Source organism: Aureimonas populi, from assembly GCF_017815515.1.
In the GTDB taxonomy this organism is placed as follows: Bacteria; Pseudomonadota; Alphaproteobacteria; order Rhizobiales; family Rhizobiaceae; genus Aureimonas; species Aureimonas populi.
The window spans coordinates 1,947,552-1,970,281 of sequence record NZ_CP072611.1 but is presented as its reverse complement, the minus strand read 5'-3'; the positions used below and the strand labels follow the sequence as shown (position 1 = coordinate 1,970,281).

Annotated in this window: 22 protein-coding genes and 1 pseudogene; 9 read left to right on the top strand and 14 right to left on the bottom strand. The window is 69.7% G+C overall.

The genetic code is table 11. From position 1 onward, the window contains the following. Positions 1–3: 3 nt before the first annotated feature. Positions 4–258, bottom strand: a complete 255-nt coding sequence (gene grxC, locus J7654_RS09080; RefSeq protein ID WP_209735602.1) for a glutaredoxin 3 — start codon at positions 256–258, stop codon at positions 4–6. A 37-nt stretch (positions 259–295) separates the two neighbouring features. Then, complete coding sequence (locus J7654_RS09075) at positions 296–1,030, bottom strand: ComF family protein (protein WP_209735601.1); 735 nt, start codon at positions 1,028–1,030, stop codon at positions 296–298. Positions 1,031–1,132: 102 nt separating this feature from the next. Between J7654_RS09075 and J7654_RS09070 the strand changes: the two genes are divergently transcribed. Continuing rightward, a complete protein-coding gene (locus J7654_RS09070) occupies positions 1,133–2,032 on the top strand; it encodes a methyltransferase domain-containing protein (RefSeq protein ID WP_209735600.1) in 900 nt (299 codons plus the stop codon). Here J7654_RS09070 and J7654_RS09065 read toward each other — a convergent pair. The 5 genes from J7654_RS09065 to J7654_RS09045 form a co-directional block, all read right to left on the bottom strand. After that, positions 1,996–2,289: a hypothetical protein gene (locus J7654_RS09065; protein ID WP_209735599.1), complete on the bottom strand. Its 294-nt coding sequence runs from the start codon at positions 2,287–2,289 to the stop codon at positions 1,996–1,998. The two genes, J7654_RS09070 and J7654_RS09065, sit on opposite strands and share 37 nt — an antisense overlap. A gap of 127 nt (positions 2,290–2,416) precedes the next feature. Next, complete coding sequence (locus J7654_RS09060; RefSeq protein WP_209735598.1) at positions 2,417–2,830, bottom strand: (deoxy)nucleoside triphosphate pyrophosphohydrolase; 414 nt, start codon at positions 2,828–2,830, stop codon at positions 2,417–2,419. Positions 2,831–2,850: 20 nt separating this feature from the next. Beyond that, positions 2,851–3,636 carry a GNAT family N-acetyltransferase gene (locus J7654_RS09055; protein WP_245195441.1) on the bottom strand — a complete coding sequence of 262 codons (786 nt, stop codon included), beginning with the start codon at positions 3,634–3,636 and terminating at the stop codon, positions 2,851–2,853. Then, the gene (argJ, locus tag J7654_RS09050) at positions 3,617–4,849 is read right to left on the bottom strand and encodes a bifunctional glutamate N-acetyltransferase/amino-acid acetyltransferase ArgJ (protein WP_209735596.1); all 1,233 of its coding nucleotides are present in this window, start codon (positions 4,847–4,849) and stop codon (positions 3,617–3,619) included. Before argJ ends, J7654_RS09055 begins: the two co-directional genes overlap by 20 nt. A 76-nt stretch (positions 4,850–4,925) precedes the next feature. Beyond that, positions 4,926–5,927 (bottom strand): peptidylprolyl isomerase, encoded by a 1,002-nt coding sequence (locus J7654_RS09045; RefSeq protein WP_209735595.1) that lies wholly within the window; start codon positions 5,925–5,927, stop codon positions 4,926–4,928. A 267-nt stretch (positions 5,928–6,194) separates the two neighbouring features. Here J7654_RS09045 and secA point away from each other — a divergent pair, with 267 nt between their 5' ends. Then, positions 6,195–8,918 carry a preprotein translocase subunit SecA gene (gene secA, locus J7654_RS09040; RefSeq protein WP_209735594.1) on the top strand — a complete coding sequence of 908 codons (2,724 nt, stop codon included), beginning with the start codon at positions 6,195–6,197 and terminating at the stop codon, positions 8,916–8,918. Between the two features lie 457 nt (positions 8,919–9,375). After that, positions 9,376–9,644 (top strand): annotated as a pseudogene (locus J7654_RS18340) (GIY-YIG nuclease family protein); the annotation flags it as partial. Between the two features lie 995 nt (positions 9,645–10,639). Here J7654_RS18340 and J7654_RS09030 read toward each other — a convergent pair. From J7654_RS09030 to J7654_RS09015, 4 genes are all read right to left on the bottom strand, one after another. After that, on the bottom strand, positions 10,640–11,647 hold the full coding sequence (locus tag J7654_RS09030) for a L,D-transpeptidase family protein (RefSeq protein ID WP_209735593.1): 1,008 nt from the start codon (positions 11,645–11,647) through the stop codon (positions 10,640–10,642). 295 nt (positions 11,648–11,942) lie between these two features. Continuing rightward, positions 11,943–12,902 carry an acetyl-CoA carboxylase carboxyltransferase subunit alpha gene (locus J7654_RS09025; protein ID WP_209735592.1) on the bottom strand — a complete coding sequence of 320 codons (960 nt, stop codon included), beginning with the start codon at positions 12,900–12,902 and terminating at the stop codon, positions 11,943–11,945. A gap of 102 nt (positions 12,903–13,004) precedes the next feature. After that, positions 13,005–13,907: a site-specific tyrosine recombinase XerD gene (locus tag J7654_RS09020; RefSeq protein ID WP_209740376.1), complete on the bottom strand. Its 903-nt coding sequence runs from the start codon at positions 13,905–13,907 to the stop codon at positions 13,005–13,007. A 26-nt stretch (positions 13,908–13,933) separates the two neighbouring features. After that, positions 13,934–14,113, bottom strand: coding sequence for a histidine kinase (locus J7654_RS09015; protein ID WP_209735591.1), 180 nt, complete (start codon positions 14,111–14,113; stop codon positions 13,934–13,936). Positions 14,114–14,298: 185 nt separating this feature from the next. Here J7654_RS09015 and J7654_RS09010 point away from each other — a divergent pair, with 185 nt between their 5' ends. Together J7654_RS09010 and aroB are read left to right on the top strand one after the other, a co-directional pair. After that, the gene (locus tag J7654_RS09010; RefSeq protein ID WP_245195440.1) at positions 14,299–14,898 is read left to right on the top strand and encodes a shikimate kinase; all 600 of its coding nucleotides are present in this window, start codon (positions 14,299–14,301) and stop codon (positions 14,896–14,898) included. Further along, a complete protein-coding gene (gene aroB / locus J7654_RS09005; RefSeq protein WP_209735589.1) occupies positions 14,888–16,012 on the top strand; it encodes a 3-dehydroquinate synthase in 1,125 nt (374 codons plus the stop codon). The genes J7654_RS09010 and aroB overlap by 11 nt, the downstream gene beginning before the upstream one ends. Positions 16,013–16,221: 209 nt before the next feature. On the opposite strand, the gene J7654_RS09000 is transcribed toward aroB, so the two are convergent. Beyond that, the gene (locus tag J7654_RS09000) at positions 16,222–16,923 is read right to left on the bottom strand and encodes a YoaK family protein (RefSeq protein WP_209735588.1); all 702 of its coding nucleotides are present in this window, start codon (positions 16,921–16,923) and stop codon (positions 16,222–16,224) included. Then, positions 16,920–17,219: a BolA family protein gene (locus tag J7654_RS08995; RefSeq protein WP_209735587.1), complete on the bottom strand. Its 300-nt coding sequence runs from the start codon at positions 17,217–17,219 to the stop codon at positions 16,920–16,922. Before J7654_RS08995 ends, J7654_RS09000 begins: the two co-directional genes overlap by 4 nt. A 129-nt stretch (positions 17,220–17,348) precedes the next feature. On the opposite strand from J7654_RS08995, the gene J7654_RS08990 reads away from it, so the two are divergent. The 4 genes from J7654_RS08990 (at position 17,349) to J7654_RS08975 (ending at position 21,928) form a co-directional block, all read left to right on the top strand. After that, complete coding sequence (locus J7654_RS08990; RefSeq protein ID WP_209735586.1) at positions 17,349–17,960, top strand: J domain-containing protein; 612 nt, start codon at positions 17,349–17,351, stop codon at positions 17,958–17,960. A gap of 96 nt (positions 17,961–18,056) precedes the next feature. Beyond that, positions 18,057–19,043, top strand: coding sequence for a cobaltochelatase subunit CobS (cobS, locus tag J7654_RS08985; protein WP_209735585.1), 987 nt, complete (start codon positions 18,057–18,059; stop codon positions 19,041–19,043). Positions 19,044–19,049: 6 nt separating this feature from the next. After that, positions 19,050–20,942, top strand: coding sequence for a cobaltochelatase subunit CobT (gene cobT / locus J7654_RS08980; RefSeq protein WP_209735584.1), 1,893 nt, complete (start codon positions 19,050–19,052; stop codon positions 20,940–20,942). After that, positions 20,939–21,928, top strand: coding sequence for an esterase-like activity of phytase family protein (locus J7654_RS08975; protein ID WP_209735583.1), 990 nt, complete (start codon positions 20,939–20,941; stop codon positions 21,926–21,928). The genes cobT and J7654_RS08975 overlap by 4 nt, the downstream gene beginning before the upstream one ends. A gap of 21 nt (positions 21,929–21,949) precedes the next feature. Here J7654_RS08975 and J7654_RS08970 read toward each other — a convergent pair whose 3' ends face one another. Next, positions 21,950–22,639: a queuosine precursor transporter gene (locus J7654_RS08970; protein ID WP_209735582.1), complete on the bottom strand. Its 690-nt coding sequence runs from the start codon at positions 22,637–22,639 to the stop codon at positions 21,950–21,952. Between the last annotated feature and the right edge of the window lie 91 nt (positions 22,640–22,730).

Sequence of the window (22,730 nt, the reverse complement as noted above, 5' to 3'; positions counted from 1 at the left end):
TCCTCAATCCGCCAGCAGCGCGTCGAGCCGGCCCTCGCGGTCCAGCGCGACCAGATCGTCGCAGCCGCCGACATGCGTCTGCCCGATGAAGATCTGCGGAAAGGTCGAGCGGCCGGAGCGCTCGATCATCTCGGCGCGCAGCGCCGGCTCGTAGGTCGCGTCCTTTTCCTCGTAGGGCGCGCCCTTCTGGTCCAGGAGGCTCTTGGCGCGGGCGCAGTAGCCGCAGAACTGGCGGGTGTAGACAACGATCTGGGGCATGGACCTTCACCGGCTGACAAGCCGCAGAGATATGCGGTCACGCGCCCGCTTGCGCAACCCTTGAGAAGGTCAGCACATCCACCCCGGCCGCGCCGGCGCGTCTCAGGACGGCGGCTGCGCTCGAAACGGTGGTGCCCGTGGTGAACACGTCGTCGACGAGGAGGATGCGCCGGCCCTCGATCTCGGCCCGCCGGCCCTTCGCCACCGCGAAGGCGCCCTGAAGGTTCCGCCGCCGCGCCGCGCCGCCGAGCCCCACCTGCGGGCGCGTGGCCTTCACGCGGGCGAGGATAAGCGGGCGGTAGGCGAGCCCCGCCGCCCCGGCCACGCGCCGCGCCAGATCGGCCGACTGGTTGAACCGGCGCCGGAAGAGGCGGCCGCGATGCAGCGGCACGGGCACCACCAGCTCGGCCTCGGCCAGAAGATCGGCGCCCGCGCGCGCCATCCACCCGGCCATCAGGGGCGCCAGGTCGGTCCGGTCGCCGTATTTCAGGAGCGAGACCAGCCGCGCGCCGAGATCGCGGTGGATGACGGCAGCGCGCAGCCGCCCGAAGGCCGGCGGCTCGGCCATCGCGGCCGGGGAGACCGCGCCCGGCCCGTGGTCCGTCTCGAAGGGCAGGCAGAGAATCTCGCAGAAGGGGCGCTCGATGAAGGCAAGGTCGCTCCAGCAGCCGGGGCAAAGCCCGCCCCCGCGCCCCACCGCGCCTTCGCAGCCGGGGCAGATGGGCGGGTAGAAGAAGTGCCCGATGGGCGCCAGCATGTCGCGCAGCCGCATTCGCCCCTCCCCTTCCGGCGCGATCCGTCCTATCCCACATGCGGCGGGGCGGACGCGATATTATGCCGCCCCCGCCCGCAACGCCGCAAGGGAGACTTCGCCTTGGAACCGTCCGGCCAGCCGTTCGACCGCCAGCTTCTGGCCCGCAGGCGCGCGCTTCGCGGCCGGTCCGGCCGCGCGACCTTCCTGGCCGAGCGGGTGGGCGAGGAGCTGGCCGAGCGCCTTTCCCTCGTGCAGCGCGTGTTCGAGACGGGCGCCGATCTCGGCCATGACGGGGGCGAGCTGGCGCGGCGCCTCTCCGCCGGCGGGCAGGTGCGCCAACTCGTGCGCATGGATGCGCCGGGCGCGGCGCGTGGCGGCGAGGCGTGGCGCGTCGTCGCCGACGAGGAGGCCCTGCCCTTCGCCGATTCGAGCCTCGACCTCCTCACCTCCAATCTCTCGCTGCATCTCACCAACGACACGCCCGGCGTCTTCGCGCAGGCGCGGCGCGCGCTGAAGCCGGACGGCCTGTTCCTCGCCGCCCTCCTCGGCGGCGAGACGCTGGGGGAGCTGCGCTCGGCGCTGCTCTCGGCAGAGGCCGAGCTTTCGGGCGGCGCCTCGCCGCGCGTCCTGCCCTTCATCGAGCTTCGCGACGCGGGCGCGCTTCTTCAGCGCTCGGGCTTCGCGCTGCCGGTCATCGACCAGGAACGGCTGACCGTGCGCTACCCGTCCATGTTCGAGCTGATGGCGGATATCCGCGCCATGGGCATGGCCAACATTTTGCACGCGCGGGCGCGCCGGCCGGCCACGCGCGGCCTGTTCCTGCGCGCGGCGCAGATCTATGCGGAGCGGTTCGCCGATCCGGACGGGCGCGTGCGCGCCACCTTCGATGTGGTGTACCTGTCCGGCTGGAAGCCGCATGAGAGCCAGCAGAAGCCGCTGCGGCCCGGCAGCGCCAAGGCCAGCCTCGCCGAGGCGCTGGCGCCTCAGCAGGCGCCGCGTATCGAGCCGTCGGGGAAATAGAGGCAGGGGCCGCTGCCCGGCGCCTGAAGCACCGAACGGCGCACCGTATAGCGCTCGCCCTGGCCGATGGAGCCGGTGGCCATCTCGTCGAGGCCGGGGGAGCCGTGCGCGAAGCGCGAGGAACGCTCCTCCATCGTTCCGCCGATGACGAAGACGACGACCAGCGCCAGCGAGCCGAAGATCGCCGCCGCGCGCATCAGGGCCCGGCGCGTCTGCACCAGCGTGTCCAGCCCGCCGCGCACCGTGTTTCCAGCCATCGCTCCGCTCCCCATCCGCCGCGCAGCGGCCGCTTTCCAGCATGATGGCGCGGATGGGTAAAATTCGATTTAAGAGCGCCTCATGCGGGTTTCGGGCCGATCGCGTCGGCCGCCCCCTCACACGCCTTCAGCGCCCCAGCAGTTCGACCAGATGCGGAATCAGGGGCAGGTCGGCGGGGGGCATGGGGTAGTCGCGCAACTGGCCGGCGCGCACCCATTTCAGCCGCTGGCCCTCGCGCGGCATGGCGATGCCCTCGTAGCGGCGGCAGACATAGAGGGGCATGAGCAGGTGGAAGCCCTCATAGGCATGGCTGGCGAAGGTGAGCGGGGCCAGGCACTCCGGCTTCGTCACGATGCCGATCTCCTCCTCCAGTTCGCGGACCAGCGTCGCCTCCGGCGTCTCGCCAGGCTCCACCTTGCCGCCGGGAAACTCCCACAGCCCCGCCAGCGACTTGCCCTGCGGCCGCTCGGCCAGGAGAATGCGGTTGTCCGTGTCGAGCAGGGCGCAGGCGGCGACGAGGAGGAGGCGGGAAACGGGCATGGGAAGCGGCTTTCGGGCGGTCAGGCGTCGGCGGGCATGATGCGGTAGACGTAGCGATAGGCCTCCCGGAAGCCGAGGCCGCGATAGAGCGCGATGCCGGCCGTGTTGGCGCACTCCACCTGGAGCCAGCCCGTGCGCGCGCCCTTGTGCATCGTGTGGCGCAGCGCCGTCTGGATGAGGTCGCGGCCGATCCCCTGCCGGCGCATCTGCGGCACAACGGCCACGTCGAGAATGCCCGCCAGATCGTTGTCGGCCGTCGCCAGCGCCACGGCCACCGGCTCGCCCTCCGTGCTCTCGCGCACGAAGAACGCCGTCGCCGGGCGGATGGAGGACAGGATGCGCCACAGCCCCTCGCGCAGCTCCGGCGGGCGCTCGTGCACTTTCAGGCTCGCTTCCAGATAGCGCTCCCCGTCGCGGATGGGGATGCGGTCGATGGCTTGCGAGAGGTCGATGGAGGCGAGGTCGGCGATGAAGACGGCCGTCTCGCTGTCATAGCCCCAGCCGGTGCGGTCCAGATGCTCCACCAGCCGGGGCGGGGCCAGCGGCGACTGGCGAAAGATCAGCGGCCGGCCGAGCGCGGCGAAGCGCTCGCGCGCCCGCTCGATCCGCGCCTCGATATCGGCGTGGTCGGCCGGATCGAGCGGATTGACCGAGTTCAGCCGCCGCGCCGGGAAGCTGTGCGTCAGCCGCACGGCCCAGGTGCCGTCATAGACCGTCGATTCGGCCGGCCATGCCCGGAAGCCGGCCGCCTCCAGCCGCCGCACGATGGCGAACTGCTTGAGCCTCTCAGCTTCGGTAATCGCCATTGATCGCGACATACTCCTTCGTAAGATCGCAGGAATAAACCGTCCAGCGCCCGTCCCCCAGGCCCAGCTCGACGCGGATGGTGATCTCGTCGGCCTGCATGGCCTGCGATGCCTGCGCCTCGCTGTAGGCCGGGTCGCGCTCGCCTTCCGTCGCCACGCGCACATCGCCGAACCAGATGGCGAGGCGGTCGCGGTCGGCGGGCTCGCCCGCCTTGCCGACGGCCATGACGACGCGGCCCCAATTGGCGTCCTCGCCCGCCACCGCCGTCTTGACCAGGGGCGAGTTGGCGATGGACATGGCGATGCGCTTGGCGGAAGCGTCGCTGACGGCGCCCTCCACCGTCACGGCGATCTCCTTGCGCGCGCCCTCCCCGTCGCGCGCCACCTGGCGGGCGAGGTCGAGGAGGAGGCTGTTCAGCGCGGCGCGGAAATCGCCGAGGCGCGGGTCGGCCGCGTCCTCCACCACCTCCCCGCCCGCCTTGCCGGTGGCGAAGAGGAGCAGCGTGTCGGAGGTGGAGGTGTCGCTGTCCACCGTCACCGAATTGAAGCTCGGCGCCACCGCCTCGCGCAGCAGCGCCTGGAGCGCGCCCGGCGCGATGGCGGCGTCGGTGGCCACGAAAGAGAGCATCGTCGCCATGTCGGGCGCGATCATGCCCGCGCCCTTGGCGATGCCGTTGATCCGCACCTGTACCTCGCCGATCCGCGCGTTGCGCGTGGCGAGCTTGGGATAGGTGTCGGTGGTCATGATGGCCTCGCCCGCCCCGCGCCAGCCGGCGCCGTCCGCCGAAGCGGCCATCTCGCCGAGGAGGCCGGAGAACTTGCCCGCGTCCAGCGGCTCGCCGATGACGCCGGTGGAGGCGAGGAAGACCTCGCCGGTGGCGCAGCCGAGCGCCCCGGCGGCGGCCTCGGCGGTCAGGCGCGTCGATTCGCGGCCGCGCCTGCCGGTGAAGGCGTTGGCGTTGCCGGAATTGACCACCAGCGCGCGGGCGCGCCCGCCCTTCAGGCTTTCCCGGCTGAAATCCACCGGCGCGGAGGGGCATCGGGAGGTGGTGAACACCCCCGCGACGCTGGTGCCCTCGTCGAACACCATCATCAGCACGTCGGTGCGCCCGGCATATTTGATGCCCGCCGCCGCCGTGGCGAGGCGCACGCCGGCAATGGGGGCAAGTTCGGCATAGGTCCTGGGGGCCAGGGGCGAGATCGCTGCGCTCATGCCATGCTCGTTCGAGGAAGGGATGGAGGGTCGGGGCGGATGGACGAAAGGCGGCCTTTGAGGCCGCCTTTCGGGATCAGTCGGCCGGGGCGGGCTCGCCCGCCGGCACGGGCGCTTCCTCCTGCGCCGCCTCGTCGGCCGCCGCTTCCCCGGCGCCTTCCGCGTCGGCACCGGCGATGGCGGCCTCCATGGCGCGGATCTGCGTCTCCATCTCCGGGTCGAGATACTCGACCGTCAGGTTCTCGCGCGCCGCTTCCACGAGCTCGATGTATTTCTCGCGCATCAGGAGCTGGCGCACCTGCTCGCGCACCTGCTCGAAGGCCGGCGGCTCGGCCATGCGCTTCTCCAGCACTTCGATGATGTGCCAGCCGAACTGCGATTCCACCGGTTCGGGCGTGTAGCTGCCGGGCTCCAGCGCGTAGGCGGCGGCCTCGAAGGCCGGCACCATCTGGCCGGGGCCGAAGAAGCCCAGATCGCCGCCGCGCTGGCCGCTGCCGGGATCGGAGGAGTGCTCGGAGGCCAGCGCCTCGAACTCGGCGCCGCCGTCCAGCTCGGTGATCAGCGCCTCGGCCTCCTCGCGCGTGGGCACGAGGATGTGGCGGGCGTGGACTTCCTCCACGGGCTCCGTCGCGGCCACTTCCTCGTCGTAGCGCGCGCGCAGCTCCTCGTCGGTGATGGTCTCCACGCCGTTGCGCTCGAAATAGGCGTTGTGAAGGGCGCGGTCGCGCAGGAAGGCGATGCGGCGCTCGGTCAGCGCGTCGTCCTGGAGCCCGGCCTCCTCGGCCTGAAGGCTCAGGGAGCGGATGTCCACCAGCGCGGCCAGCAGCGCGACACGGCGCTGCTCGGGCGGCAGTTGCTGGAACTGGGCGCTGAGGTCGGCGGCGGCCGCCGCAAGGTCGCCCTCGGTGATCTCGGACGATCCGACGCGCGCGATCACGGCGGCCGGATCGGCGGGCGCGGCGGCCGGCTCGGCTACCTCGGGCGCGGGCGGCGCGGCCTCCTGCGCCTGGACCGCCAGCACGCTGGCGGACAGGAAAAGGGTGCCGGCCAGGGCCCGCGAGAGAAGGGGGAAGGTCATGCGGTCTTCCTTGAGCTCGAGAATCATGGCGTTCGGCCGGCACGAAAGCCCCGGATTTGCGGCTTTCCTGTGGGCGCGCCGCGCCCGCGACGCCACGTTGACATCGCGAAAGGCCCCTCTTATCTCTCCCCCGTTCTCTAAGTCCAGCCGCATCCGGTCAACTCGCTAGGGTCGAACACGCGATCCCGCCGGCAGCGGCGGGAGAGGGCAGACACTCGGCCGCACCCGCTTTCCGGCCGGGTTTTCTCTAGACGGAAGGACCTTTGAATGGTCAGTCTCGGTGGCCTCGCAGCCAAGTTGTTCGGTTCGTCCAACTCGCGGGTGGTGCGGCGCTACGATGCCCGGGTGCGCCAGATCAACGCCCTGGAGCCGGAACTTTCCGCGCTCTCGGACGAGGAGTTGCGCGCGCGAACGCAAGGTTTCCGCGAGGAGATCGCGAACGGGCGCACGATCGAGGACCTTCTCGTTCCCGCCTTCGCCACCGTGCGCGAGGGCGCCCGGCGCGCGCTCGGCATGCGGCATTTCGACGTGCAGCTCATCGGCGGCATGGTGCTGGCCGGCGGCTCCATCGCCGAAATGCGCACCGGCGAGGGCAAGACGCTGGTGGCCACCCTCGCGGTCTATCTCGCCGCGCTGGAGGGCAACGGCGTGCATGTCGTCACGGTGAACGACTATCTCGCCCGCCGCGACGCGGAGTGGATGGGGCGCCTCTACAATTTCCTCGGCCTGTCGGTCGGCATCATCACGCACGGGCTGTCGGACGAGGAGCGCCGGAAGGCCTATCTCTGCGACATCACCTATGCCACCAACAACGAGCTGGGCTTCGACTATCTGCGCGACAACATGAAGTACGACCGCGCGCAGATGGTGCAGCGCGGCCACCACTTCGCCATCGTCGACGAGGTGGATTCGATCCTGATCGACGAGGCGCGCACGCCCCTCATCATCTCCGGCCCGCTCGACGACCGCTCCGATCTCTACAAGACGATCGACGCCTTCATTCCCCAGCTCCTGCCCGAAGATTTCGAGATCGACGAGAAGCAGAAGCAGGTCTCCTTCACCGAGGAGGGCACGGAGAAGCTGGAGGGGCTGCTGGCCGCCGCCGGCCATCTTCAGGGCGCCTCGCTCTACGACATCGAGAACGTGGCCGTCGTCCACCACGTCAACAACGCGCTGAAGGCCCACAAGCTGTTCCAGCGCGACAAGGACTACATCGTTCGCGGCGACGAGCTGATCATCATCGACGAGTTCACCGGCCGCATGATGCCGGGCCGCCGCTTCTCCGAGGGGCTGCACCAGGCGCTGGAGGCCAAGGAAGGCGTCACCATCCAGCCGGAAAACCAGACGCTCGCCTCGATCACCTTCCAGAACTATTTCCGCATGTATCGGCGCCTTGCCGGCATGACGGGCACGGCCAACACCGAAGCGGCCGAGTTCGGCGACATCTACCGCCTCGACGTGATCGAGATCCCGACCAACCTGCCCGTGCAGCGCAAGGACGAGGACGACGAGGTCTACCGGACGGTGGAGGAGAAGTTCAAGGCGATCACCGCCGAGATCCGCGATGCGCGCGCGCGCCGCCAGCCGATCCTGGTGGGCACCACCTCCATCGAGAAGTCAGAGATGCTGGCCGAGCGGCTGCGGCAGGAGGGCATGACCGACTTCCAGGTGCTGAACGCCCGCTATCACGAGCAGGAAGCCTACATCGTCAGCCAGGCCGGCGTTCCCGGCGCCGTGACCATCGCCACCAACATGGCCGGGCGCGGCACCGACATCCAGCTCGGCGGCAATCTGGACATGCGCGTCGAGTTCGAGCTGAAGGACGTGCCGGAGGGCCCCGAGCGCGAGGCGAAGGTGGAGGCGATCAAGGCCGACATCGCGCGCCTCAAGGAGGAGGCGCTGGCCGCCGGCGGGCTCTACGTGCTGGCTACGGAGCGCCACGAATCGCGGCGCATCGACAACCAGCTCCGCGGCCGCTCCGGCCGCCAGGGAGACCCCGGCCGCTCCAAGTTCTACCTGTCCCTCCAGGACGATTTGATGCGCATCTTCGGGTCCGAGCGCATGGACACGATGCTGACGCGGCTCGGCCTGAAGGAGGACGAGGCCATCGTCCATCCATGGATCAACAAGGCGCTGGAGAAGGCGCAGAAGAAGGTCGAGGCCCGCAATTTCGACATCCGCAAGAACCTTCTGAAATACGACGACGTGATGAACGACCAGCGCCGGGTCATCTTCGACCAGCGCATCGAGCTGATGGACGCTCCCTCGCTGGACGAGTCGGTGGACGACATGCGCGAGGAGACCATCGAGGCGCTGGTGGCCAAGCGCATTCCCGAGCGGGCCTATCCCGAGCAGTGGGAATCGGCGGAGCTGGCGCAGGACGTGCGCGATATCCTCAATCTCGACCTGCCCATCGTGGCCTGGGCCGAGGAGGAGGGCATCGACGACAGCGACATCCGCCAGCGCCTTCTCGATGCCGCGAACGCCGCGGCAAAGGAGAAGCGCGAGCGCTTCGGCCCGGAGGTCTCGGCCTATGTTCAGCGTTCGGTGGTGCTCCAGACGCTGGACGGCCTGTGGCGCGAGCATCTGGTCAATCTCGACCATCTGCGTTCGGTCGTGGGCTTCCGCGGCTATGCGCAGCGCGATCCGCTGAACGAGTACAAGTCGGAGGCCTTCGAGCTTTTCCAGACCATGCTCACCAATCTGCGCGAGCGCGTCACCCAGCAGCTTGCGCGGGTGGAGATCGTGCGCCCCGAGCAGCAGCCCGCGCCCGCCGTTCCTCCCATGCAGGCGCACCATGTGGACGCCAGCACCGGCGAGGACGAGCTGTCGCCCCCGGCCCCGCCCCCCGCCACCCCCTTCCTCTCGCGCCCCACAGGCCGCGACCCGCAGGACCCCGCCACCTGGGGCCCCGTCGCCCGCAACGAGCCCTGCCCCTGCGGCTCCGGCAAGAAGTTCAAACACTGCCACGGCGCCTTCGCGGAGGCCTGAGACATCGGCCCTGAAAAGCAAAGGCCCGCCGGAGCGCTCCGGCGGGCCTTTTTGCGTCATGGACGGAGACAGGCGCGATCCAGCACGCCCTCGGGCGATTCTTCCCCACATCTTCCGCCTCTGCCCGCTGACGCTCCCTCATCACAACGCGCCCTGCCCTTGCCCTGCGTCACCCTTCCCCGCACCCCTGTGCCCTCACCCTGCGCCTCTCTTCGCCCCCATCCCGAGCCTCTCCTCACCCTCATCCTGAGCCTGTCGAAGGATGAGGGGCTACGCGAAGGGCTCAGGATGAGGAGCGAGGCAAAGCCCCTCACAGTGAGCGGCTATGGCAAGGCGCCCAGGCTGAAAGCTCCAGCAAAGCGCATAAGGAAAGGGGCAACATCGAATCCTGCATTCTGACGGCTCTTCCCCTCCCGTGCGCGGCCATGTCATCCTCGCTCCACCACCGGAGCGCGCCATGGAAGCAACCGTCTACATCCTGCGATGCGCGGACGGCGCCTACTACACCGGTCTGACGAAACAACCCGTGGAAGCCCGCCTCTGGGAGCACGATGAGGGCATCCTCGACGGCTTCACCAAGCCCCGTCGCCCGGTCACGCTCGTCTTCACCGAGACCTACGACCGGCTTCTCGACGCCATCGCCCGCAGATCAAGGGCTGGTCGAGAGCCAAGAAGGAAGCGCTGATCGCCGGCCACTACCATCGCCTGCCCACACTCTCGCGCTCGCGGACGGCTCGGCCCCCTGCCCAGCCTGTGCCCCTCCCGCCCATCCCTGGCCGTCTCCCTTCGCCTCCCTCGCATAATGAGCTTTCTCCACCCCATCCCGAGTTGCCCCCTGAACTCGATGAGGAGCCTCGGCCTGAGCCCGGCCCGGAGCTTTAGCCTCAGTCTGAATTCGGGCTTTCCAGCAGCCTCTCATCCTGAGCCCTCCGTATAGCCGCTCACCCCGAGCCCATCGCACCGCCCCTCACCAGGGCCCTCCGCATAGCCCCTCATCCTGAGCCCATCGCACCGCCCCTCATCCTGAGCCGTCCGCATAGCCCCTCATCCTGAGCCTGTCGAAGGACGGGGGGCGCTTGGTGCAGCGATCGTGCCGCCCACCCTCGTCCTTCGACAGGCTCAGGATGAGGGTGAGGTGAGGTGAGGTGAGGTGAGGTGAGGTGAGGTGAGGTGAGGATGGGCGTACGGGCGAGGCGCAGGACGCAACCGCCGGCCGATTCCCGCGCGATCTTTCCCCCCATCTCCGCAACGCCCCATACTCCTCCCACCGCCGGCCCGCGGATGGGCGCGAATGATCACCGGGATCGTTCGCGGGCCGGCGGGCGGCGTTCGCGGCGCGGCCTCTTCCGGGAGGGGCGGCGACCCGGACGGACCCTCGCAGGCCGGGCGTCCCTCCACCAGGAGAGGGGCCCCAAGTCACGGGGCGCCGCGCGGAACCGGAGACAGCCCAACCGCCCCGTGGTGAGAGCTGGGGTGGAGATCGGGCCGAGGTTCCGGCGTTGGACAGGCGCGGACCGGGAAGCGGAGCGGAGGCTGGCACCCTTCGCAGGGTCTGGAAGACGCCGCGTGGGGCGCCGGAGGCGAGCCACATATAAAATACCAATCGGAGGCGAGCCTCCGGCGCTCCACCGCCCGTTCCTCTTGGGAACGGCACCATCCCTCACCGATCCGGCCGCGAAAGCGGCGCGGAAACGCGCTCGCGCGCTATCGAAGGCGGCGCCTCAGCGTGGAGCGAGCAGGGAGCGGAAGGCGGAAGTCTGCGCGTCGACGCGGTTGCCGAGGCGGTCGTAGCCGGGGCGCCGGTTCTGCTCCTGCGCATAGGCCTCGGCCGAGATGGGCGAGCCGGTGCGGTAGGTGAAGGTGGAGACGGTGGCGAAATCGCTCGGGTTCATGCGCGCGATCAGGGCCTTTTCGGCGGCCTCGTCGGCAAGGCGCTTGGCGGCCACCGCCGCCGGCTCCTCGATGGGCGGGCAGGCGCCCTCGGGTGTCAGCGTGCGCCCGTCGCCCAGCGCCGCGTCGAAGACATATCGCTTCTCGCACACATCCACCGCCACCGGGCGCCTGGTCACTTCGAAGCGGTCATAGCCCTGCTTGAGCATCCGCCAGAAGGGCGCATAGGAGTTGTTGGAGTGGCGCGCCATGTTCTGCGGCGTCATGCGGAAGGGGTAGGCCTGGAACTGGAAGTTGCGCTGGCCGCCCTGGAAGGCATGGCGGGCGAGCGCGTAGATCTCCTCGATCTGGTGGTTGTCCATCGCGTAGCAGCCCGAGGAGTTGCACGAGCCGTGGATCATCAGATGCGAGCCGGTGAAGCCGTTCGCCTGGTCGTAGGCGTTGGGATAGCCGATGTTCACGGCCAGATGGTGCTGCGAGTTCGGGTTCAGGTGCGCCGGGGTGATGTTGTAGAAGCCCTCGGGCGCCTGACGGTCGCCTTCGGCCCGCTTGGGGCCGAGCTTTCCGGACCAGGCGCAGATCGGATAGGTCTTCAGGAGCGCGTAGGACCCGTCGCCGGTCTGCTTCCAGACCTCCAGCTCCGACTCCTCCTTGAACAGGCGCACCAGCATGGGCGAGTTCACGCCCATGTCGTTGGCCTTGATCGCCTGCACCAGCTTGGGCGGCAGGGGCGCGTTGGCGCCCATCAGGTCGCCCAGGCCGTCGCCCGGCTGGCAGGCGGCGAGCGCGGAAAGGCTGATGGCAAGGCAGGCGGCCGCCGCAAGACGCTGGAGCGACATGAATTCCATCCCCTCTTCCACCAAGGGCCGCGGAGCCTGTCCGCAATCCGCTGGCGACGCATCGAAGCCGGCCCTGGCCGGATCGTCCGGTCCGGCGGGCGGCGCTCGCGCGCCAACCGCCATTCCACCCCTCTTTTCGCGCCGCTATCCTTTCGCGGAGGTTAACGACGCGACGGAAATTCGCTTTCCCGGCTGCGCTTCCCCGTCAGGGCAGCGCCGAACTCTCGCAGGGGAATGGCAGGAAGAGAAGGGCGTATCTGTGGCCAAACGGCCGCAGCGGGAGGAAAATCGTCTCCTACGCGTGCAGCGTGCGTCCCATGTCGAGGAATTTCTGGCGCCGTTCACGCCGCAGTTCCTCGCCGCCCATGCCGCCCATGCCGGCCAGCGCCTGGCGGATCGCCTCGCCCGCCGCGTCGATCGCCGCCTGCGGGTCGCGGTGCGCGCCGCCGACCGGCTCCTGCACGATCTCGTCGATGATGCCGAAGCTCCTGAGGTCCTGCGCGGTGATCTTCATCGCCTGCGCCACGTCCTTGGCCCGCGTCGAATCGCGCCAGAGGATGGACGCGCCGGCCTCGGGCGAGATGACGGAGTAGATCGCGTGCTCCAGCATGAGGACGCGGTTGGCGGCGGCGATGGCGATGGCCCCGCCCGATCCGCCCTCGCCGATCACCAGGGAGACGAGCGGCACCTTGAGCGACAGGCAGGTCTGCGTCGAGCGGGCGATGGCCTCGGCCTGCCCGCGCTCCTCCGCGCCGATGCCCGGATAGGCGCCGGCCGTGTCGACGAGGGTCAGGACGGGGATGGAGAAGCGGTCGGCCATCTCCATGATGCGCACCGCCTTGCGGTAGCCCTCGGGCCGCGCCATGCCGAAATTGTGCTTCAGGCGCGTCTGCGTGTCGGCGCCCTTCTCCTGGCCGATCACCGCCACCGCCTCCCCGTCGAAGCGCCCGAATCCGGCGATCACGGCGTGATCCTCGGCAAAGTAGCGATCGCCCGCCAGCGGGGTGAAGTCGGTGACGAGCCGGGCCAGATAGTCCACGCAATGCGGGCGGTCCGGATGGCGCGCCACCTGCGTCTTCTGCCAGGGGTTCAGCTTCTTGTAGAGATCGACCAGCGCGTCGTGCGAGCGCTTCTCCAGCCGCGTGATGTCCTCGGACACATCGAGGCTGTCCTTGTCGCCGCCGATCTTCTTCAGTTCCAGGATCTGGCTGTCCAGGTCCGCGACCGGCTTTTCGAAGTCGAGATAATTATGCATCCGTCAGCGGCCTGTCGCCGTCCTTTCGGCGAGTGTTCGGCCCCGCCCGTCGATGTGGCGCGCAAACTGGCCATCCCGCCTCGCGATGTCAAGGAAGCGCGCTCAGTCGCGCGAAAGCTCCGACAGGGGATGGTGGTCCGTGACGAGCCGAACGAGCCGCTCTTCCAGCACATGCGTGTAGATCTGCGTGGTGGAGATGTCGGCGTGGCCCAGCAGTTCCTGCACCGCGCGCAGGTCCGCGCCGTTCTGCAGGAGATGGCTGGCGAAGGCGTGGCGCAGCACGTGCGGGGAGATCTTGCCGGGCGAGAGCCCCGCCCGCGCGGCAAGGCCCTTCAGGTCGCGGGCGAAGGCCTGGCGGGTCAGGTGGCCGCTTTCCGACAGGGCCGGGAACAGCCACGCCTCGCCCGGAGCGCTGCCGGCGGCCCGCGCCGCCTCGGCGAAGGCGAGGAGCGCGTCGCGCGCCCGCTCGCCGATCGGCACCATGCGCTCCTTGCCGCCCTTGCCGCGCACCACGATGGCGCGCGCCCTGGCCCGCAGGACCGAGCGCGGCAGCGAGACGAGCTCGGAAACGCGCAGGCCCGTGGCGTAGAGAAGCTCGACCAGCGCATGGAGGCGGCGCGCCCTGGCCAGCGCGCCGGGCGACAGGGCGGGATCGGCGGCCTCCGCCTCGGCGCGGTCGAGAAGGCGCCCCGCCTCCTCCTCGCTCATGATCCTGGGCAGGGCGCGGCTCTTGCGCGCGCTTTCCACCGGCGTCGTCGGATCGTCGCCGCGATGGCCCTCGGCATAGAGGAACTTGAAGAACTGGCGCAGCGCCGACATGCGCCGGCGCAGGCTGGAGGGGGCGAAGCCGCGCCGCTCCAGGTCTGCGAGATAGGCGCGCACCGTGGCGGTGGAGGCGCCGGCGAGGCTTTCGCCCGCCGCCGCCATGAAGCCGGCCGCGTCGTCCAGATCGCGCCTGTAGGCCGCCAGCGTGTTGAGCGAGGCGCCCCGCTCGGCCGACATCATCTCCAGGAAAAGCTCGACCTGCCGGCTCACGGCGCGCGCTCGGGCATCCGGCGCACCGGCGCGGGCTCCTGCAGCGCCTCCACCGGAACCTCGAAGCTGATCTCGCCGCGCCGCGGCTCGACGAAGGCGACGAGCGCGGCCATGACGGCGAAGACGAGCGCGCCGAGGATGGCGAGAACCGTCAGGAGACGAACGAGTGTGGGCATCCAATGCCTTCTTGATGCTGCGGGCGTCCCTTCCGCACCTCTTAAACGCAGGCGGGGGACGGCGACAAGCGCAACCGGCGATGGAAGATGGAACGGCCCGCAGAGGCGCGCGGCCGGCCGCCGGGTTGACGTGGCGGCCGGTTTATTGTTTCCCCGGCACATCCTTTCGGCTTGAAGGCTTTTCCTTGTCCGCCACGGCCCCCACAAACGCGCCGCAAGACACGGTTGCGGCGGCTCTCGCGCAGCTCGCCGGCCGCTCCGTCGCGCTCGTCGGGCTGATGGGCGCGGGCAAGACCACGGTCGGGCGCCGGCTGGCGCAGGTCCTCGCCCTGCCCTTCCACGACAGCGACCACGAGATCGAGGCGGCCTCGCGCATGAGCGTGCCGGAGCTTTTCGCTGCCTATGGCGAGCCGGAGTTCCGGGCGCTGGAGGCGCGCGTCATCTCGCGCCTGGCCGAGGAGGGGCAGGCCGTCATCTCGACCGGCGGCGGTGCCTATATGCGGGAGGAAACGCGCGAGAGGCTGCGCGAGCGGGCCGTCTCGGTGTGGCTGAAGGCCGATCTCGACCTCCTGATGGAACGCGTGAGCCGCCGCACCGGGCGCCCGCTCCTGAAGACGCACGACCCCCGCGCGGTGATGCGCGACCTGATGGACAAGCGCTACCCGATCTACGGCCTGGCCGATCTCACGGTCCAGTCGCGCAACGTGAAGCGCGAGGTCATCGCGCAGGAGATCGTCGAGCAACTGGCGGCGATGGGACAAGGGAGCCGGACCGATGGAGCATGAGAGCCCGCGCACGGTGCGGATCGCGCTCGGAAGCCGGTCCTACGACATTCTCGTCGGCCCCGGCCTGATCGCCGGGGCGGGGCGGGAAATCGCCCGCCGCCTGCCCGGCGCGCGCGCCGCGATCGTCACCGACGAGACGGTGGCCGGGCTCCATCTTCCCGCGCTCCTGGCCTCGCTCGGGGCGGCCGGGCTGGAGGCCACGCCCATCGTCCTGCCGGCGGGCGAGCGGACCAAGAGCTTCGAGCAGCTCGTGGCGCTGGTCGACCGGCTGCTGGAGCTGCGGCTGGAGCGCGGCGACGCGGTGATCGCGCTCGGCGGCGGGGTGATCGGAGACCTGGCAGGCTTTGCCGCAGGCATCGTGAAGCGCGGGATGCGATTCGTGCAGGTGCCCACCACGCTGCTGGCGCAGGTCGATTCCTCGGTGGGCGGCAAAACGGGCATCAACTCGCCGCGCGGCAAGAACCTTGTCGGCGTCTTCCACCAGCCCGACCTCGTCATCGCCGACACGAGCGTGCTCGACACCCTGGCGCCGCGTGAGTTCGCGGCCGGCTATGCCGAGATGGTCAAGTACGGGCTGATCGACCGGCCGGACTTCTTCGCCTGGCTGGAGGAGAACCGCCCGGCGATCTTCGCCGGCGGCGCGCAACGGGCCGAGGCGGTGGCGCAGTGCTGCCGCGCCAAGGCCGTGGTGGTGGAGGAAGACGAGCGCGAGGACGGCCGGCGCGCCCTCCTCAATCTCGGCCACACCTTCGGCCACGCGCTGGAAGCGGGCGTCGCCTACGACCCCGCCCGGCTGGTGCATGGCGAGGGCGTGGCCATCGGCATGGCGCTGGCGCACCGCTTCTCGGCACGGCTCGGCCTGTGCCCGCCCGAGGACGCGGCGCGGGCGGCGGCGCATCTGGAGGCGGCGGGGCTTCCCACGCGCATCGGCCAGATCCCCGGCGCGGGCTTCACCTGCGAGGCGCTGATGGGCAAGATCGCGCAGGACAAGAAGGTGAAGCGCGGACGCCTCACCTTCATCCTGACACGGGGCATCGGGCAAAGCTTCGTCAGCGACGACGTGGACCCGGCGAAGGTCGAGGCCTTCCTGAAGGACGAGATCGACGCTCGATAGGCTTCGTCCGGCCTATGGGCGTCGCGTCGGCCTGCGGCCCCGTTGCCGGTATGCTCCCCCCTTGAGGCCGTCGAGCGGCGAGGAACGGGCGGCACGCTGTTCCCCGCCTTGCCCTTCGACGCGACTCGTGGTGAGGGCGACCGAACCCGCGCGGCTGCACCCGCGCCGCGGCAACCGCGTGCACCCGCTCGACCGGATGCCGCCTGCCCTCAACCGCGCCGCGCCGGGCGGGCCGGCGAGACGTAGCCCCGGCGCCACGTGGCGGGGATGGCGTGGCTGACCAGCGCCAGGAGGATGCATGCCCCGGCCGAGGCGAGAAGCGCGTTCTGGCCCAGCGCCGCATGGGAGAACGCCCCCGCCAGCGCCCCCGCGAACATGCCCAGCCACGGCACGAGCTGGTAGCGCCACGCGCCGTTCCTGTCGCCCATCAGGCGGCGGCCGAGGCCGCGCCCGAAGCGTGACAGGGCGCCGGTGACGAAGGTGATGCCGAAGGCGTGGCCGTCGATCTGCTCCACCCCCGCATTAAGCATGCCCATGCCCACCACCGCCGGCAGGATCGCCCAGGGCATGACGCCGAGGAAGACGGGCATGGCGACCAGGAGGGCGATGCAGGTGAGGAGGACCGAATGACGGCGGTTCGCCGCGCGCATGACGATCTCGCCGAGAGCGTTGCCGGCTACGAAACAAGCCAGGATCGCGGCGAGGAACAGGCCCGAGCCCCCGTCGCCCTCCACCAGCGAGACGCCGAGCTGCGTGGTGTTGCCGCTCATGAAGGAGACGTAGCGCCCGACGAGGATGAGGCCGATCGCGTCCGTCATGCCCGCCGCGAAGGCAAGCGAGAGCGTCAGCGCGAGCCCGAGGCCGAAGCGGGTCCGCCTCAGGCGCCGATGGCGGCGCGCCCTGGGATTCACCGCCGGGCGGGCTCGCCGGGGGCGCGCGCCTCGATGGCGAGCGCGTGGACGCCGCCCTTCAGCTCCGCCTCGAGCGCGGCGTTGACGGCGCGGTGGCGCTCCACCCGGCTGCGGCCGGAGAAGGCCGGGGAAACCAGCTTCACCCTGAAATGCGTCTCGCCGCTGCCGTCGAACGGCGCATGGTGGCTCGTATCGTGGTGGTGGCCGGCGTGCAGATGGCTCTCGTTGAGGACCTCCAGCGCCTCGGGCGCGAAGGCCGCTTCGAGCTTTTGGCGGATCGCGGCTTCGATGGACATGAAATCGGCTCCTTCGGCTGCTCGACAAGGTGCCCCTTGCGAAGCATTCCCGCGACCGGTCATCGGCGAGCAATTCGCATCTGTCAATTCTTGTTCGGGTTCGGGGCGAGCCCCATAATCGGTGCCGTGATGAAGCTCGACAGCAAATATTTCGACGGCATTCGACTGCGTCCCGACAGGGAGGCGGCGAAAAAGGCCGAGGCGCCCGTCTGCGGATGGGAGGGATGCAACCTGCCCGGCACCCACAAGGCGCCGGTCGGCCGTGACCAGGAGGGGCGCTACTACCATTTCTGCGTCGACCACGTGCGGCTCTACAACAAGAGCTACAACTACTTCTCCGGCCTGCCGGACACCGACATCCAGGCCTATCTCAAGGCCTCGATGACCGGGCACCGGCCGACCTGGAAGATGGGCTCCAACTCATCCGGCGCGATGCCGGCCGACAAGCCGAGCGGGCCGCCGAGGCGCTGGAGCAAGCATAATCGCGGCAATTTCGACATCTTCGGCGAGGGTGCGGCGCGCGCGCCCACCCCCTCGCGCAAGGCGCGCCCTCTGGAGATCAAGGCGCTCGAAACGCTCGGCTTGCCGCAAAATGCCGCTGGTGAGACGGTGCGAGTGCGCTATAAGGCCCTCGTGAAGCAATATCATCCCGACGCCAATGGCGGCGACCGCGGGTCGGAAGATCGCTTGCGAGAGGTGATCCAGGCCTACAAGCTGCTGAAGCAGTCGGGCTTCTGCTGATCGCCGACCGGCCTTGCCGGTTCGGCCGGGCGGAAGTCTAATGAAGTCCAGTCCCAAGCATCGGCCGCGCCCCGCGCGCCGGCCCCTGGAGGTGTGATGAGTGCAGCGGAAACGGAAGTGGCGGGCCTGCCCGACGCCATGGTCTCCGTCCGCGAAACCTTCGGTTTCGACAGCGATCTCAAGGTTCCGGCCTATTCGGTGGCCGACCCCCATGTTCCCGAGATCGACCCGGATTATCTCTTCGACAAGCAGACCACGCTGGCGATCCTGGCGGGCTTCGCCAAGAACCGGCGCGTCATGGTGTCCGGCTTCCACGGCACCGGCAAGTCGACCCATATCGAGCAGGTGGCCGCGCGGCTGAACTGGCCCTGCGTGCGCGTCAACCTCGACAGCCATGTCAGCCGCATCGACCTCGTGGGCAAGGACGCGATCACCGTGCGCGAGGGGATGCAGGTCACGGAATTCCGCGACGGCATCCTGCCCTGGGCCTACCAGAACAACGTCGCCCTCGTCTTCGACGAGTACGATGCGGGCCGGCCGGACGTGATGTTCGTCATCCAGCGCGTGCTGGAATCCTCCGGCCGCCTGACGCTTTTGGACCAGAGCCGCGTGATCCGCCCGCACCCGGCCTTCCGCCTCTTCGCCACGGCCAACACGGTGGGCCTCGGCGATACGACCGGGCTCTATCACGGCACGCAGCAGATCAACCAGGCGCAGATGGACCGCTGGTCCATCGTCACCGTGCTCAACTACCTGCCGCACGACAACGAGGTCGGGATCGTCCTGGCCAAGGCCAAGCATTTCGACACCAAGGAGGGGCGCCAGACGGTCTCCAAGATGGTGCGGGTGGCGGATCTGACGCGCGCAGCCTTCGTGAACGGCGACCTCTCCACGGTGATGAGCCCCAGAACGGTCATCACCTGGGCCGAGAACGCCGAGATCTTCGGCGATGTGGGCTTCGCCTTCCGGCTCACCTTCCTCAACAAGTGCGACGATCTGGAGCGCGGCCTCGTGGCCGAATTCTACCAGCGCGCCTTCGGCGAGGAGCTGCCCGAATCCTCGGCCAACATGGTGCTGGACTAGGCTGCCATGGCGCGGGTGGGCGATAATTCCAAGGCCGCGAAGGCCAGGGCGCAGGAGCGCGAACCCTTCCGCCGCTCCCTCGCCGCCTGCATGCGCGCCATCGCCGGCGAAAGCGAGCTGGAAGTCGTCTTCGCCAACGAGCGCCCCGGCCTGGCGGGCCAGCGCGCCCGCCTGCCCGAACTGCCCAAGCGCGCCACGAAGAACGACGTCGCCGTCACGCGCGGCCTGGGCGACGCGATGGCGCTGCGCCGGGCGCGCCACGATTCGCGCATCCACGCCACGCTCTCGCCCGAGGGGCGCGGGGCCCGCGCCATCTTCGACGCGGTGGAGCAGGCGCGCTGCGAGGCCATCGGCGCCAATGCCATGACGGGCGTGGGCGACAATCTGGCCTCCATGCTGGAGGACAAATATCTGCGCTCCGACCTTTCGGACGTGACGGACAAGGCCGAGGCGCCGCTGGAGGACGCGGTGGCGCTGATGGTGCGCGAGAAGCTGACCGGGCGCGCCGTGCCCCCCAGCGCCCGCGCCCTCGTGGAGGTCTGGCGCGACTGGATCGAGGAGAAGGCCGGCGACCGGCTGGACCGGCTGACCGGCGAGCTGGAGGACCAGCGCGCCTTCGCCCGCGCCGTGCGCGACCTCCTGACCTCCATGGACATGGCCGAGGAGCTGGCGCAGGAGAACCAGGACGAGGAGGCCGAGGACGAGGAGGCCGGCGACCGCCAGAACCGCGACAACGAGGAGGGCGGCGCGGAGAAGGAAGCCGGCGAGGACGAGGCCGAGGCGGCCGAATCCGAAAGCGAGGGCGACAGCGAGGAGAGCGCCGAGGCCGAGACCTCCGAGGCCACGGCCGAGGAGGAGAGCGAGGACGACAGTCCCGATTCGCAGAACCCGGCCGAATCGCGCCGCGCCGGCCAGGCTTCGCCCTCGCCGATGGTCGATCCGGACTATGCGATCTTCAGCCGTGCCTTCGACGAGACGGTGGGCGCCGAGGATCTGTGCGACGAGGCCGAGCTGGACCGGCTGCGCGCCTTCCTCGACAAGCAGCTCACCTCGCTCCAGGGTGTCGTCGGGCGGCTTGCCAACCGCCTCCAGCGCCGGCTCATGGCCCAGCAGAACCGCTCCTGGGACTTCGACCTGGAGGAGGGCTATCTCGACACGGCGCGCCTGACGCGCCTCGTGATCGACCCCATGCAGCCGCTCTCCTTCAAGATGGAGCGCGACACGGCCTTCCGCGACACGGTCGTCACCCTTCTGATCGACAATTCCGGCTCCATGCGCGGGCGGCCCATCACGGTGGCGGCCACCTGCGCCGATATCCTGGCGCGCACGCTGGAGCGCTGCGGCGTGAAGGTGGAGGTGCTCGGCTTCACCACGCGCGCCTGGAAGGGCGGCCAGTCGCGCGAGGCCTGGCTGAAGGCCGGCAAGCCGCAGCGCCCCGGCCGGCTCAACGACGTGCGCCATATCATCTACAAGAGCGCGGACGCGCCATGGCGCCGCGCGCGGCGCAATCTCGGCCTGATGATGCGCGAGGGCCTCCTGAAGGAGAATATCGACGGCGAGGCGCTGCTGTGGGCGCACAACCGGCTGCTGGCCCGCTCCGAGCAGCGCAAGATTTTGATGATGATCTCGGACGGCGCGCCGGTGGACGATTCGACGCTTTCGGTGAATCCCGGCAATTATCTGGAACGGCATCTGCGCGCGGTGATCGAGGAGATCGAGACCCGCTCGCCCGTGGAACTGATCGCCGTGGGCATCGGCCACGACGTGACGCGCTACTACCGCCGCGCCGTGACGCTGATCGACGCGGAGGAGCTGGCGGGGGCGCTGACCGAGCAGCTCGCCGCCCTGTTCGAGGACGAGGGGGCCGCGCCCGCGCGGCGCGTGGCGGGCCGGCGTTGAGGCGGCTTCTCGCGCTCGTCCTCGCCACGAGCCTCTGCCCGCCCGCGCTGGCCGCCGACATCCGCCCGGTCGAGATCACCGCCCGCGCCATCGAGGCCTTCGCGGTCGGCTCCTCGCAGAGCCGGTTCGGCGGGCTGGACTTCGTGGGCGGCTTTTCCTTCCGGGCCTCCGACAGGCGCCTGGCGGGCGTTTCGGGCTTCCGCTTCCGGGAGGGTGGCGGATCGCGCTTCCTGGCCGTCACCGATACCGGATGGTGGTTCGAGGGGCGCATCCTGCGCGACGGCGAGGGGCGCCCCGTCGGCATGGAGGAGGCGCGGATCGCCCCCATCCTCGATCCGCAGGGGCAGGCCTATCGCTCCAAGGGCCGCGCGGATGCCGAGGGCCTGGCCCTGGACGGGAGCCGCGTGCTCGTCTCCTTCGAGCAGAACCACCGGATCGAGGCCTTCGACGCGGCCGAACCGCTCACGGCCCTGCCGACTCCCGTCGCCCAGCCCATCCCCCGCCACGAGCTGCGCTCCAATGCCGGGCTGGAGACCGTCGCGGTCGCGCCGGACGGGAGGGCGATCACCGTGGCCGAACAGTCGATCGACAAGGAGGGCAATCTCTTCGCCGCCCTTCTCGGCCCCGCCGGCGGCCTCTTCACCGTGAAGCGGCAGCCGCCATGGCACGCGACCGACGGCGCCTTCCTGCCCGGCGGCGACCTGCTTCTGCTGGAGCGGCGCTACGAGGGCTTCGGGCGCCTCGGCATGCGCCTTCGCCGCATCGCGGGCGAGGCGATCCGCGTCGGCGCGCTGGTCGACGGCCCGGTCATCATGGAAGCGGACCTCGGCCACGAGATCGACAACATGGAAGGGCTGGACGTCTTCGTGAACGAGGCGGGGGAAACGATCCTCTCCATCGTCTCGGACGACAACGCCTCGTTCTTCCAGCGCAATCTCTATCTGGAGTTCCGCCTCGTCGAGGACGAGGTCGAGGTTTCGGGCTGAGCCCTCTTCGCTCGGCCCGACTCAGGCGCGCGCCGGCTGGTCCCGGAAGGGGATGAAGGCGCCCACGACGATGCGATAGGGCACGAGGCCGAAGATCGCGATCAACAGCTTCACCGCGAAATCGCCGAGCGCCCAGGAGACCCAGCGCGGGGCCTGCGTATCCATCAGGCCCAGAAGCGGGGCGGCTTCCAGCGCGAAGGGCTCGTTCGGGCCCAGGAGCAGGAAGAGCGGCGCGAAGGCGATGGAGAAGAAGAGGAAGGTGTCGATGATCGACCCCACGATGCCCGAGGCGAAGGGCGCCTTCCACCAGCTCAGCCGCCGCAGCCGGTTGAAGACGACGATGTCCATGAGTTGCGCGAGCAGGAAGGCCGTGCCCGAGGCGAGCGCGACGCGCAGGAGGCGCGCACCGGTGGTCTCGTATTCCAGGAAGCCGAAGGAATGCAGGATCGGCGGGAAGATGATGGAGGAGAGGATCGCCAGTATGAAGCCGAGATAGACCACGCGGCGCGCCATCCGGGGCCCGAACAGGCGGTTGTTGATGTCGGTGACGATGAAGGCGAAGGGATAGACGAAGGCGCCCCAGGTGAGCAGGTCGGCCAGCATCAGCGGCCCGAGTTGCCCCTGAAGCGGGAATTGCACCGCCACATTCGCCATCAGGACGATGATCGTCATGGCGAGAACGGGCACGATATAGGCGCCGAATCGGGTCATCGTCGCGATATTCCATTTTTTTAGGCTGGGGTATGGCACCAGCGGCGGGCACGAGAATTCGCACCCTTCTCACAAAAACGGCTCCGCGACA

What these genes read in the sequence shown, in the direction of transcription:
- grxC (WP_209735602.1), bottom strand. Translation starts at nt 258, where the DNA reads ATGCCCCAGATCGTTGTCTACACCCGCCAGTTCTGCGGCTACTGCGCC.
- J7654_RS09075 (WP_209735601.1), bottom strand. Translation starts at nt 1,030, where the DNA reads ATGCGGCTGCGCGACATGCTGGCGCCCATCGGGCACTTCTTCTACCCG.
- J7654_RS09065 (WP_209735599.1), bottom strand. Translation starts at nt 2,289, where the DNA reads ATGGCTGGAAACACGGTGCGCGGCGGGCTGGACACGCTGGTGCAGACG.
- J7654_RS09060 (WP_209735598.1), bottom strand. Translation starts at nt 2,830, where the DNA reads ATGCCCGTTTCCCGCCTCCTCCTCGTCGCCGCCTGCGCCCTGCTCGAC.
- J7654_RS09055 (WP_245195441.1), bottom strand. Translation starts at nt 3,636, where the DNA reads ATGGCGATTACCGAAGCTGAGAGGCTCAAGCAGTTCGCCATCGTGCGG.
- argJ (WP_209735596.1), bottom strand. Translation starts at nt 4,849, where the DNA reads ATGAGCGCAGCGATCTCGCCCCTGGCCCCCAGGACCTATGCCGAACTT.
- J7654_RS09045 (WP_209735595.1), bottom strand. Translation starts at nt 5,927, where the DNA reads ATGACCTTCCCCCTTCTCTCGCGGGCCCTGGCCGGCACCCTTTTCCTG.
- secA (WP_209735594.1), top strand. Translation starts at nt 6,195, where the DNA reads ATGGTCAGTCTCGGTGGCCTCGCAGCCAAGTTGTTCGGTTCGTCCAAC.
- J7654_RS09030 (WP_209735593.1), bottom strand. Translation starts at nt 11,647, where the DNA reads ATGTCGCTCCAGCGTCTTGCGGCGGCCGCCTGCCTTGCCATCAGCCTT.
- J7654_RS09025 (WP_209735592.1), bottom strand. Translation starts at nt 12,902, where the DNA reads ATGCATAATTATCTCGACTTCGAAAAGCCGGTCGCGGACCTGGACAGC.
- J7654_RS09020 (WP_209740376.1), bottom strand. Translation starts at nt 13,907, where the DNA reads ATGATGTCGGCCGAGCGGGGCGCCTCGCTCAACACGCTGGCGGCCTAC.
- J7654_RS09015 (WP_209735591.1), bottom strand. Translation starts at nt 14,113, where the DNA reads ATGCCCACACTCGTTCGTCTCCTGACGGTTCTCGCCATCCTCGGCGCG.
- aroB (WP_209735589.1), top strand. Translation starts at nt 14,888, where the DNA reads ATGGAGCATGAGAGCCCGCGCACGGTGCGGATCGCGCTCGGAAGCCGG.
- J7654_RS08995 (WP_209735587.1), bottom strand. Translation starts at nt 17,219, where the DNA reads ATGTCCATCGAAGCCGCGATCCGCCAAAAGCTCGAAGCGGCCTTCGCG.
- J7654_RS08990 (WP_209735586.1), top strand. Translation starts at nt 17,349, where the DNA reads ATGAAGCTCGACAGCAAATATTTCGACGGCATTCGACTGCGTCCCGAC.
- cobS (WP_209735585.1), top strand. Translation starts at nt 18,057, where the DNA reads ATGAGTGCAGCGGAAACGGAAGTGGCGGGCCTGCCCGACGCCATGGTC.
- cobT (WP_209735584.1), top strand. Translation starts at nt 19,050, where the DNA reads ATGGCGCGGGTGGGCGATAATTCCAAGGCCGCGAAGGCCAGGGCGCAG.
- J7654_RS08970 (WP_209735582.1), bottom strand. Translation starts at nt 22,639, where the DNA reads ATGACCCGATTCGGCGCCTATATCGTGCCCGTTCTCGCCATGACGATC.